We start from the raw sequence: 11991 nt of genomic DNA on the forward strand, positions 1-11991 counted from the left end.
AGCATCGCGGATTGCTATGCCGCTCACGGCATAGAGAATGGCATGTGGCCGTACATCACCGGCTAATTCCACCAATACATCGCCACGCCCAACGACCACCTGTACCGATCGCTACCCACCGCGGTGATCGGGCCGGGCAAGTTGCCGTTGGAAGTGCAGATCCGTACGCGCGAAATGCACTCTCACGCCGAGCTCGGCGTTGCTGCCCACTGGCGCTACAAGGAAGGCGCGCGAAGCAACGCGGCTTACGATCAAAAAATCATCTGGCTGCGACAGGTGCTCGAGCCCAGCGAACGCGGCGAGGAAACCGAAGGCGAGTTTCTGGACCGGGTGCGCTCCGAGCTGTTCGAAGATCGCGTTTACGCCATCTCACCGCGCGGCGAAGTGGTCGATCTGCCCCGAGGCGCGACGCCGCTCGACTTCGCCTATCACGTGCATACCGATCTGGGGCATCGCTGCCGGGGCGCCAAGGTCAACGGCCGCATGGTGCCGTTGAACACCGTGCTCGCCAATGGCGATCAGGTCGAGATCATTACCAGCAAGCAACTCAATCCGAGTCGCGACTGGCTGGTGCCTTCGCTCGGCTACCTGGCCTCGCCTCGCAACCGGAACAAGGTGCGGGCGTTCTTTCGCAAGCTCGACGAACAGCAGAACACTCAGCAAGGTCGGCAGATCCTGGAGCGCGAGCTGCAGCGGCTGGCGGTCCACTCGGTGACCTTGCCGGAGCTGATCAGCGAGTTCAATGTCGACAACGCCGATCAGTTGTATCGCGCCATCGGCGAAGGCGAAATCAACGCTGCTCAGATCAGCGGCGCCGTGCAACGTCGCGCCAAGCCGCAGGAATTGCCGACGCCAGTAGTGAAGCGGCCGGCGGCCGAACCCAAGAAGGCGTCGGGCATCACCATCGATGGCGTCGACGATCTGCTGTCCAATTTCGCCGGCTGCTGCAGCCCTGTGCCGCCTGAGGCCATCAGCGGCTACATCACGCTGGGCCGTGGCGTCAGTATCCATCGCGACGATTGCGCCAACTTCAAACGGCTGGCCGTTGCCAATCCTGAGCGGGTCATTCCGGTGGAATGGGGCTCGGGTGGAGATCGTTCGTTCCCGGTCGATATCAACGTGCGCGCGTACGATCGTCGCGGCTTGGTGCGAGACGTCACCGGTGTGCTCGCCGACTCCAAGATCAATATTCACGCCATGAACACGCTGACGCATGAGACCGACGGCATCGCGGATATGAACCTGAAGATCACTGTGCACGATCTGGAGGAACTGTCGCGACTGCTGGCTCGGATTCAGGGGCTGCCGAATGTTCTCAGCGCTCGGCGCAAGGCTTAGGGTTTCCGTATGAAACTGATTTCCGCGTCGCTGCTCGATGAGATGACCGCCAAGGCCAGCGCCAGTCCGCGGCGGCGAGCGCACCACAACTTGCACTCTTCAGCGTCCGATTTAGTGCAGCGTTTTGTTGTAGTCGCTCACAGCGATTCGTACATCCGGCCGCATCGGCATCTGAGCAAGTCGGAGCTGTGTACGATTGTTCGCGGTCGGTTCGAGGTGGTGGAGTTCGATGCTGACGGCACGATCACGGCGCGCAATGTCATCGGCGAAGGCACGGACAATCTCGCGTTCGAACTGCCGATGAAGACTTGGCACACGTTGCTGCCACTGACGGATGGTGCCGCGTTCGTGGAAGTCAAAGAAGGTCCGTACGACCCGGCCACTGCTGCCGAGTTCGCAGCTTGGGCACCGGAAGAAGGCAGCGCTGAGAAAGCCGCATTTCAACGCTGGATCAGCACCGCGCCTGTCGGCGCTCGCGTTGCTCGCTAGCTCGAGGCTGCGGCGAGCGCCGTTTCCATCGCGCTGTCGCCTTGCACTCGGAAGGCGGCGATTTCTGTTTCACTCCACTCTCGGACGATGCGGCCGTCGATCAGCAACGCTGCTTTGTCGGCGTAGTGCTCGACGATGTCCAGGGAATGGGTCGCCAACAGCACCGAGCACTTTGCGTCGCTCAGTCGCTTCTGCAAATGATGTTTCACCGTGAGCGCGCTCGCCGGGTCGAGCCCGTTGAAGGCTTCGTCCAGGACGATCAGCTGCGGCTCGCCGAGCAGTGCCAGCAGGATACAAAGCTTCTGTCTCGTCCCCAGCGAATAGGTATCGACGAAGCTGTCCAGATAGCTGTTGAACTTCAGTTCGTTCGCCAGGCTGAGCACATCGACACTTACTACCTGCAGGCCCTTTGCTTGAGCGTAAACCTCCAGACACTGACGCCCGGTCAGCAGCCCCGGGAGCTGCTCGGGTGCACACCCGTAACCCAGTCGTCGCTTCGCCTCGAGCGGTGCGGTGAGCGCAGAGTGACCGGCGATTCGGATGTCACCGGCTGATGGCGTGAGTGCGCCGGCGATACAGCGTAGAAGAGTGCTCTTACCGACGCCATTGGGCCCGAGCAAACAAAACCACTCCCCCGCCGGGATTTGCAGACTCACTCCGCTGAGCACTTCACGCTTGCCGTATTTGGCGTGAACGGAACGAATATCGAGCATGACATTGGTCATCACTACGCTCTCCCGGTCGAAGCTTGCCCTGGAATGCGCGAACAAATAGCGGCGGCAATGACAGTGGTCATGCCTTCGCCCCAGCGCGGAATTGCATGGCCATGGCTAGCGCGGCGAAGGTTGCGACGGACAAAGCGATCTTGATCGCCGGAGAGCGGCCGCGATAGTTGTCGATCAGGGCGAAGCCCGAGATCGACAGGACCAGCACTAGCCACAACGACGCGATCTGCAGCGCCATTTCAATTGGCGAGCCCAGTATCAGCATGACCACGCCGGCCAACACAGTGCCGCCGACCTGATGAAGCAAAGCCCGGCGTGACAACGCCCAAACGAATTCACCAAGCGTCATCGGCGTGGCGCGCAGCCAAGCTGCGGCGTGTTCAGCGACCTTGATCATCGCGGACAGCAACGCCGCCAAATAGCTGGCCACGAAATACATCGCCACTACTGACAAGCCGGTCACCGCGGATGACCCGCCCTGCACTGCCAACAAGGCAATGATCAGCAGATATCGAGAATTCTCGGGCCGGCTCCATGCCATGACTTGCGCCGTCGGCCAGTGAGCCAACGCCGAAGCGTCGGGCTGCAAAGGCCCGCTGGCCTTCGGCCGCAAAACATATCTTGAAGCAGCGAACTCGGCAGGCTTCCGCCCGCGGGCGGCCCACCAGCCAGCGAAGCCTCCTACGAGCAAACCTCCCGCGACAGCGGCAATCACAATCGCAGAGGCATTCGGCACGGAATCAATCGCCGACATCGTCGTGGCACCGTCACTCGCAAGCGCAACCACGCCAGCGGCAACCAGCACGGCGAGGAACATGACAACCAAAGGAAACAACGTCCGAATCGCGTGCGATAGCCGCAGGCTCGACGGTGGAATCGGCGTGGCAATCAGCCAGGACTGGGCCTGAGATTCGACAACCTGCCTGCGGCGACGAGCAACCGTTGAGGCTGCGTAAACAGCGGCGATGACAGCGACGAGCAGCCAGTACTTAGCGAGCGCATCGACGAAGCCAACAGCATGCCGCCCAGAATCAAGGGATAGCGCAACCATGGCAACCGCAGCGGAAATAGAAACCACAGCGGAAGCAACAAACACAGCGGCGCGCCGGCCATCTTCCCGCCAGCGCGACAGCGCATTCACAAACCGCAACCACTCGACCAGCAACGCCGGATGCCGACGCAACCAGCCCGGCGTCCACGCCGGCAGTGAGCGCATGCCGTTCACAATCTCAACCGCGCCCAACGCACCAAATACAGCGCGAACGTCACCGCTAACACAATGACCAGCGCCATGAACTGCTTGTACGTCACCGTCTCATAAAACAACCAGGCCAGCGACGCGCAGGCGGCGAAAGGAATCAGCGGCCCGCCGGGCGCGACGAAGGGCTCGCCGTCAGTGCGAATATCTTTCTTCCTCAGCACATACGCCGCGATGGCGCACAGAAAATAAAGCATCAGCGCCGACAAATTGGCAAAGATAGTCAGGGTCTCGTAAGTCCCGGACAAGGCGATGGCCGCCACCACCAGGCCATAAATGACAATGGCCTTGTGAGGACTATGAAAAGTCGGATGCACCGACGCCAGCATGCTCGGCAAGAACTTATCGCGGCTCATAGCAAACAAACCGCGCGGCTCCGACAGCACGTTGGCACTCAAGTAACCGAACATCGAAATCACCGCACCAACCACCAACACCGTCCGCCCCGTCGGCCCGAGAACCGCGTTAGCGGCACTCGCCAACGGCGTCGTGCGATCGTCCGCGAGCGCTGTGCCCATAATGCCAAGGGCGACAAACTGAATAGCCAGATAAAGCACCGTCGCCGCGCCGAGCGCGATAAACGCAGCACGCGGCACCGTCTTGGCAGGATTCTTCACTTCGCCGCTGGGCATCAGCGACCCTTCGATGCCGGAGAACGCAAAGATCACGATACCCGCTGTGCCGAGCACGGTGCTGGCATCAGGCACGTGGGTCCAAACCAGATTGGAAGGCTCGATGAAAAACACGCCGATGAACACGAACGCCAGCAGCGGTAACAATTTGGCCACGGTCGCGAACTCGATGACGCGTGCGCCCGTCTTCACACCACGATAATTGATGCCGACGAGCAAGCTCACCAACACCAGAATTACCGCCCGATTCACCCAGATCGAAGCATCGGGCACGAGTGACAGCATGGATCTCGCCAGCACGCTGGACACAGCCGCGGCGGCGGAAGTACCAGTCACGACCACCAAGCAGCCCGCGACGAAACCGAACATCGGCCCGAGCGCAGTCTCGACATAGGCATAGGGACCGCCGGTCGATGACACTCGACTGCCGGCTTCGGCAAAGCAGATGACTACCAACCCCATGATGATGGCGCAGGCCAGATAGGCCAGCGGTGCGGCGCTGCCGAGTTGCAGCACTGCGAAGGCCGGCAGCACGAAAATGCCGCTGCCCACGACGTAGTTGAAGATGGTTGCGGCTAGCTGCCGCGTGCCCAGCTCGCGAGACAGGAGTGCGTCGGGATTGCCGGCCACGCCGGCCGGAGCGCTGTGGGTGTCGTGCATCGGCCGAGAATAGCCGATGCGGCGGGCTCGACAGGGGACAGATTTGAAATCTGTCCCCGCGTCGGCTAGCGGTTCGGGAAGTCGATGGCGATCTTGTCCGCAGCCAGCGCCGCCTCGTGCAACGCCTCGGACAAGGTCGGATGCGCGTGGATGGTCCGCTGCAGGTCCTCGGTGGAGGCCGAGTACTCCATCGCCAGCACGGCTTCGGCGATCAGCTCGCCGGCCATCGGGCCGATGATGTGCACGCCCAGGATCTCGTCATCGTCCTGCGCAGCCACGATCTTGGCGAAGCCCGCGGTGGACTCCATCGCGCGAGCGCGACCGCTTGCGAGGAACGGGAACGAACCGACCTTGTAGGCCCGGCCGCTCTTTTTCACTTCCTCTTCGGTCAAACCCACCCAAGCGATTTCCGGCGCGGTGTAGATCACCGAAGGAATGGTCTTGTAATTCACTTCAGCGACCTTGCCAGCGATCAGGTCGGCCACCATCACGCCCTCTTCCTTGCCCTTGTGCGCAAGCATCGGGCCGCGCACCACGTCGCCGACCGCCCAGATGTTGGCCACGTCGGTTTTGCAGTCATGATCGACCTTGATGAAGCCCCGCTCGTCGACCTGAACGCCGGTGCCGTCACCGAGCAGTTCCTTGGTGAACGGGCGACGGCCGATGGCCACCACCACCTTGTCGACTTCGAGGGTCTGTTCACCCTTGGCATCGGTGTACTTCAGCTTCACGCCGCTGGCAGACTTGTCTGCACCGCTGACCTTCGCACCCAGGCGAATGTCGAGGCCGAGCTTCTTGAAGTGCTTGAGCGCTTCCTTGGAAACCGCACCGTCAGCGGCCGGCAGGAAAGCATCGAGTGCTTCGAGCACCACGACTTCCGCGCCGAGACGACGCCACACGCTGCCCAGCTCCAGGCCGATCACGCCGGCGCCAACGACGCACAGACGCTTCGGAACGCTGTCGAATTCCAACGCGCCCCACGAGTCGACGATCTGCTTGCCGTCGAACGGCACGCTCTTCAACTCGGTCGGCGACGAGCCGGACGCCAGAATGATGTGCTTGGCAGTCAGCTCTTCTTTCTTGCCGTCCTTGTTGGTGTATTCGACCTTGTTGCCCTTGAGCAGCTTGCCGTGACCGGCGAGGCCGGTGACGCCCGCGGCTTTGAACAGCGCTTGGATGCCCTGGGTGGACGCCTTCACGATGCCGGCGCGACGCTTCTGCATCGTGGCCACATCGACCGAGACATCGCCGACCTTGATGCCGTGAACGGCGAATTCGTGCTGAGCACGATGCACCAGTTCCGAGCTTTCCAGCAGCGCCTTGGAAGGAATGCAGCCCGCGTTCAAGCAAGTGCCGCCGAAGGCATACGAGCCATCTTTGTTCACCCACTCATCGATACACGCGACCTTGAGTTTGTTCTGGCCAGCGCGGATGGCGGCGGGATAACCGGCGGGACCGCCGCCGATGACGATGACGTCGTATTGGGACATGAGAACTCCGCAGCGAGTTTTTCTTTGGAAACTAAATGGGGACAAAAACGGGCGCTGCAAGCGCAGCGCCCGTGATCGGCAGACTAATTACAGCTGCAGCAGCAGGCGCGACGGATCTTCCAGCGCATCCTTGATCGCCACCAGGAACTGCACCGACTCGCGGCCATCGACGATGCGATGGTCGTAAGTGAGCGCCAGGTACATCATCGGGCGGATCTTGATCTCGCCGTCGACCACCATCGGCCGCTCCTGGATCTTGTGCATGCCGAGGATGGCGACCTGCGGCGGATTCAGGATGGGCGTGGACAGCAACGAACCGAACACGCCACCGTTGGTGATGGTGAACGTGCCGCCGGTCAACTCTTCCAGCGAGATCGAACCGTCGCGAGCCTTCTTGGCGTAGTCGCCCACAGCCTGCTCGAGTTCGGCGAAGCTCAACGCTTCGGCATTACGAATCACCGGCACCATCAAGCCACGCTCGGTGGAGACGGCGACGCCGAAGTCGTAGAACTCGTGGTACACCACGTCGTTGCCGTCGATGGAAGCATTCACCGCCGGGAATTTACGCAGCGCTTCGATGGCCGCCTTGATGAAGAACGAGCTGAAGCCCAGCTTCACGCCGTGCACCTTCTCGAACTTGTCCTTGTAGCGAGCGCGGATTTCGTTCACCGCCGTCAGGTCGACTTCGTTGAACGTGGTCAGCATCGCAGCCGTGGACTGCGCCTGGATCAAACGTTCGGCGATACGAGCACGCAGACGAGTCATTGGCACGCGCTGTTCGTTGCGCGAGCCCACAGCAGCCGGCAACTTCACTGCCGGAGCCTGCTTAGCAGCCGGCTTGGCTTCGGCCGGAGCCGCTTGCTTGCCGCCCGCCAGATGTTGAATCACATCGCCCTTGCTGACGCGACCATCGCGGCCACTGCCAGCGATCTGCGCGGCATCGAGCTTGTGCTCTTCGACCATGCGCTTGGCCGCCGGAGCCAGTTTGCCGCCGGTGGCAGCCGCTGCTTTGTCGGCCGCAGCCGCTTCAGCCTTGGCTTCGGTCTTGGCCGCAGGAGCCGCAGCAACCGCATCGCCCGCTTCCAGAATCGCCAACACCTGACCGCTGACCACGGTGGCGCCGTTCGCAACCTTGACCTCTTTGATCACGCCGTTGGACGGCGCCGGCACTTCGAGCACCACTTTGTCGGTCTCGAGGTCGACCAGATTTTCATCGCGGCTGACGGACTCGCCCGGCTGTTTGTGCCAGGCCACCAACGTCGCGTCGGAAACGGATTCGGGCAGTTGCGGAACCTTGATTTCGATTGTCATCAGTTGATCTCAGTAATTTTCCTGGCGGCTTACTTGTTCGCGGCCTTGAGGCGCGTGGTCTGCCGCAGGGATTCTTCAGTGCTCGAGGAACGTAATGCGGCGTCGACCAACGCCTGCTGTTGTTCCTGGTGCATGTGGGCAATGCCGGTGGCCGGAGCAGCCGCCGGGGCACGACCTGCGTACAGCAGGTGATGATCCTTGGTCAGCGACTCCTGCAAGCGATGGCGGATCTGATACCAGGCGCCCTGATTCTGCGGCTCCTCCTGACACCAGACGATTTCCTTGGCATTCGCGTACTTCTTGATGATGGCCGCGTATTCCTCGCCAGGGAACGGATACAGCTGTTCGACACGCACGATGGCGATGTTGTGAAGCGCATCGCCCCGGCGAGAGTCGAGCAGATCGAAATAGACCTTGCCCGAACAGAACACCACGCGCGTCACCTTGGTCGCCTGGATGTCGTCGATCTCGTCGATCACGGTACGGAACGAACCCTGAGTGAGATCTTCCAGCTGCGACACCGACAGCTTGTGACGTAGCAAGCTCTTCGGCGTCATGATGACCAGCGGCTTACGGAAGCTTTGTTTCATCTGACGACGCAGCATGTGGAACATCTGCGCCGGCGTGGACGGCACGCACACCTGCATGTTCTGCTCGGCGCACAACTGCAGGAAGCGCTCCAGACGCGCCGAGGAATGTTCCGGACCCTGGCCTTCATAGCCATGCGGCAACATCATGGTGAGGCCGCACAGCCGGCCCCACTTGGCTTCGCCGGAGCTGATGAACTGGTCGATGATGACCTGCGCGCCGTTGACGAAGTCACCGAACTGACCTTCCCAAATGGTCAGGCTGTTCGGTTCAGTGGTCGAGAAGCCGTATTCGAAACCGAGCACGGCCTCTTCCGACAGGAATGAGTCGTACACGTTGAAGCGCGGCTGGCTCGGTGCCAGATGCTGAAGCGCGGCGTAGCTGTCGCCGGTGTTCTGGTCGTGCCACACGGCATGGCGATGGAAGAACGTGCCACGACCGCTGTCCTGGCCGATCAGGCGAACTTCATAGCCTTCGGTCAGCAAGGTCGCGTACGCCAGATTCTCGGCGAAACCCCAGTCCAGCGGCAGCTGGCCCGCAGTCATCTTTTCGCGATCCTGCACGATCTTGGCGACCTGACGATGCAGCGTGATGTTCGCCGGCAACGTCGTCAGCTTGCCGGCCAATTCGCGCAGCTGTTCGATACGCACGCCAGTCTTCACCGTCTCGGTGAGATCGACGTTGTGGTACTTGGTCCAGTCGACGGTGTGCTTGTTGCCGATCAAGCCCAGCGACTGCTTGGCCTGCGACTTGCCCTCGTCCAGCTCGCGACGGTACTGATCGACCATCGCATCGGCATCCGCCATCGCGATCACCTTTTCGGCGACCAGGCGCTCGGCGTAAATCTGCCGCGGCGTCTTTTGCGAACGAATCTTCGAGTACATCACCGGCTGCGTGGCCGCTGGCTCGTCCGACTCGTTGTGACCCAGGCGGCGGTAGCAAACCAGATCGATCACGACGTCCTTGTGGAACGTCATGCGGTAATCGAGCGCCAGGCGCGTGACAAAGGCCACCGCTTCGACGTCGTCGCCGTTCACGTGGAAGATCGGACATTCGATCATCTTCGCCACGTCGGAGCAGTACATGGTCGAGCGCGCATCTTCCGGCTTGGAGATGGTGAAGCCGACCTGGTTGTTGATGATCACGTGCACGGTGCCGCCGGTGTAGAAACCGCGCACCTGAGACATCTGCAACGTTTCCATCACGACGCCCTGGCCCGCGAAGGCGGCATCGCCATGGATCAGCAACGGAATGACCTTGTCGCCCTTGGCATCGCTACGGCGCTGCTGACGAGCACGCACCGAGCCTTCGACCACCGGGTTCACCACTTCGAGATGCGAAGGATTGAACGCCAACGCCACGTGCACGTTGCCGCCCGGCGTCTTGATGTCGGCGGAGAAGCCCTTGTGGTACTTCACGTCGCCCGAACCCTGCATGTGATTGGTGTCGTAGATGCCCTCGAATTCCGAGAACAGCTTCTGCGGCGACTTGCCCACCACGTTCACCAGCATGTTCAAGCGGCCGCGATGGGCCATGCCGATGATCATCTCTTCGACGCCACGCGTGCCGCCCTGCTGAATCAGGTCGTCGACCAGCGGGATCAGCGCGTCGCCGCCCTCCAGCGAGAAGCGCTTCTGTGCCGGGTACTTGGTGGCGAGGTAACGCTCCAGACCTTCGGCCGCCGTGAGGTGCCGCAGGAACGTCTTGCGTTCGTCGCTGGAAAAGCGATTGGTGACGCGTCCTTCCTGGAAGCGGTTCTGTAACCACAGCCGCTCGGTGGAGTTGGACACGTGCGCGAACTCGGCACCGATGGTGCCGCAGTAGATCTGGCGCAGCTGAGCGACGATGTCTTTCAGCTTCATGCGCTTGGCGATGGCGTCGGTGCGGCTGCCGGTGAAGAACTCGGTCTCCAGATCGGCATTGCCCAGACCGAAGTGCGACAGCTCCAGGACCTCGGGCACCGGGCGCTTCATCAACCCCAGGGGGTCGATATCGGCGAGCAGATGACCGCGGTTCGAGAACACCTGCACCAACCGGGATACCGCGCCTTGCTTGGCGAAGGCATCGTTGGTCGCTGCGCTGGCGGGCGCCGCCGCTGCCGTCGGGGCACCGATGGTGTAAGCGCGCTTGGCCAGGGCATCACGAATCGGGCCGTGCGCCACATCGGACGCGCCGCCTGCCTTGCCCAATCCGGCGAAGTAGTCGCGCCACTTGGGCTCGACCGACGCCGGATCAGCGAGAAACTGTTCGTAGAGGGATTCGATGTAGGGGGCGTTGCCAGCCCCGAGAGGCGTAGAGTCGAGCAAAGCTCGCAAAGAGTCGCTCATTGCGCTCGCAAGTTCCTGTTCGGACTATGGAAGATTGGGCCTGCGTTGGCCGGATACGGACCGTTAGAGGGCCGGTAGTGTAGCCGAACCACCCTGCGGTTGCGAAACGCAGTGTGATACCTATCTCAAGCAGCGGTATTTTTGCGTGAGGACGGCGGGAATCGGGCGACATTGGGCGCGAGTTCGGCCTCGCTGGCGCCCGTCGCCGAACTGCGACTAGTGGCGACGATCCGGTCCGCGCCCACGACCGTGGCGCCCGCCGGAATGTCCCGGGTCACCACTGCGTTGGCCCCGATAGTGGCGCCATTGCCGATGCGCACGTCGCCCAGCACTCGGGCTCCAGCGCCTATGGACACGTCATCGCCGATGACCGGTGCGATGTTCCGGTCGCGCTCCGGGCTGCCGATCATGACCTGCTGCATGATGGTGACCCGATGACCGATCACCGCCTGCCGATGCAGGACGATGCCGTAGGGATGGGGCATGTGAACGTCGTCAGGCACGCGGCAATGAATGTCGCTGTTGAAAAGGACACGCACCGCTTTGCTCAACAGCGGTACATGCCGTCGGCAGAAGAACAGCAGCAGACCCGTCGAGGTTGGGTTGTCTTTGCGCGTATCGGGTAGACCGAGGCGTCGCGCGGTTCGTCGTGCCAGCTGCGCGACGATCGCACGTTCGGCTTCGGCACTCACTTCATCGAGCGGTTGGGCGGCATCGAGTACCACCACGTCCTCACGTCGGCTCAGAACCTTGCGATACTCGCTGCGCAGTCGGGCCGCCTCCTCCACCGCGACTTCGCGTGTTCGCGTCTGCAAGACCTCGGACGGCACGTCGAACACCAGCCACAACTCCGGCCGCGGGACCCAAGGCAACAGCCACCGAGCCAGCCGACGCCAGCGGTCGATGCGGTAATAGCCAGGATCGACCAGGATGTCGTCGAAATAGCGATTCGACACCACCATGGTCGACGCCACCAGCTTGGGCCGGATCTGCAGCCAATAGCCGAGCCAGTAATCAGCGACGAACATCAGCAGTTTGGCGATGGTGCCGAGTCTTCCGCGCGGCGCTCTGGAATCTGGATTGACCGGCACCGGCCGCATCATGTGAGGCCGCAAGTCCATGATGTGAGCGTGAGTGAACGGCGCGAGCGGACGGGCACTCAAATGTTCGACC

General features: G+C 61.9%; 8 protein-coding genes and 1 pseudogene. 2 read left to right on the forward strand and 7 right to left on the reverse strand.

The window, feature by feature from the left end; translation table 11 throughout:
- Positions 1-78 precede the first annotated feature (78 nt).
- Entirely contained in the window at positions 79-1338 is a 1260-nt protein-coding gene (locus JNL55_RS23585; protein WP_293859902.1) for a RelA/SpoT family protein, read from the forward strand.
- A gap of 9 nt (positions 1339-1347) precedes the next feature.
- Positions 1348-1827 carry a WbuC family cupin fold metalloprotein gene (locus tag JNL55_RS23590; protein ID WP_293859879.1) on the forward strand — a complete coding sequence of 160 codons (480 nt, stop codon included), beginning with the start codon at positions 1348-1350 and terminating at the stop codon, positions 1825-1827.
- Here the strand turns inward: JNL55_RS23590 and JNL55_RS23595 are convergent.
- From JNL55_RS23595 to JNL55_RS23625, 7 genes and pseudogenes are all read right to left on the reverse strand, one after another.
- Positions 1824-2552, reverse strand: a complete 729-nt coding sequence (locus tag JNL55_RS23595) for an ABC transporter ATP-binding protein (protein ID WP_293859881.1) — start codon at positions 2550-2552, stop codon at positions 1824-1826. The two genes, JNL55_RS23590 and JNL55_RS23595, sit on opposite strands and share 4 nt — an antisense overlap.
- Positions 2553-2619: 67 nt before the next feature.
- On the reverse strand, positions 2620-3768 hold the full coding sequence (locus JNL55_RS23600) for a hypothetical protein (protein WP_293859884.1): 1149 nt from the start codon (positions 3766-3768) through the stop codon (positions 2620-2622).
- 5 nt (positions 3769-3773) lie between these two features.
- A complete protein-coding gene (locus JNL55_RS23605; protein ID WP_293859887.1) occupies positions 3774-5102 on the reverse strand; it encodes an APC family permease in 1329 nt (442 codons plus the stop codon).
- Positions 5103-5167: 65 nt separating this feature from the next.
- The gene (gene lpdA / locus JNL55_RS23610) at positions 5168-6592 is read right to left on the reverse strand and encodes a dihydrolipoyl dehydrogenase (protein ID WP_293859890.1); all 1425 of its coding nucleotides are present in this window, start codon (positions 6590-6592) and stop codon (positions 5168-5170) included.
- A gap of 87 nt (positions 6593-6679) precedes the next feature.
- Complete coding sequence (gene odhB, locus JNL55_RS23615) at positions 6680-7903, reverse strand: 2-oxoglutarate dehydrogenase complex dihydrolipoyllysine-residue succinyltransferase (RefSeq protein WP_293859893.1); 1224 nt, start codon at positions 7901-7903, stop codon at positions 6680-6682.
- Between the two features lie 29 nt (positions 7904-7932).
- Positions 7933-10818 (reverse strand): 2-oxoglutarate dehydrogenase E1 component, encoded by a 2886-nt coding sequence (locus JNL55_RS23620; RefSeq protein ID WP_293859896.1) that lies wholly within the window; start codon positions 10816-10818, stop codon positions 7933-7935.
- 125 nt (positions 10819-10943) lie between these two features.
- Positions 10944-11991, reverse strand: a pseudogene (locus tag JNL55_RS23625) (hypothetical protein); the annotation flags it as partial.

The sequence above is a fragment of the Steroidobacter sp. genome, assembly GCF_016790065.1.
Taxonomy (GTDB): domain Bacteria; phylum Pseudomonadota; class Gammaproteobacteria; order Steroidobacterales; family Steroidobacteraceae; genus Steroidobacter.

Coding starts and splice junctions, on each gene's coding strand:
- JNL55_RS23600 (WP_293859884.1), bottom strand. CDS start 3,768: ATGCGCTCACTGCCGGCGTGGACGCCGGGCTGGTTGCGTCGGCATCCG.
- JNL55_RS23620 (WP_293859896.1), bottom strand. CDS start 10,818: ATGAGCGACTCTTTGCGAGCTTTGCTCGACTCTACGCCTCTCGGGGCT.
- JNL55_RS23605 (WP_293859887.1), bottom strand. CDS start 5,102: ATGCACGACACCCACAGCGCTCCGGCCGGCGTGGCCGGCAATCCCGAC.
- odhB (WP_293859893.1), bottom strand. CDS start 7,903: ATGACAATCGAAATCAAGGTTCCGCAACTGCCCGAATCCGTTTCCGAC.
- JNL55_RS23595 (WP_293859881.1), bottom strand. CDS start 2,552: ATGACCAATGTCATGCTCGATATTCGTTCCGTTCACGCCAAATACGGC.
- lpdA (WP_293859890.1), bottom strand. CDS start 6,592: ATGTCCCAATACGACGTCATCGTCATCGGCGGCGGTCCCGCCGGTTAT.
- JNL55_RS23590 (WP_293859879.1), top strand. CDS start 1,348: ATGAAACTGATTTCCGCGTCGCTGCTCGATGAGATGACCGCCAAGGCC.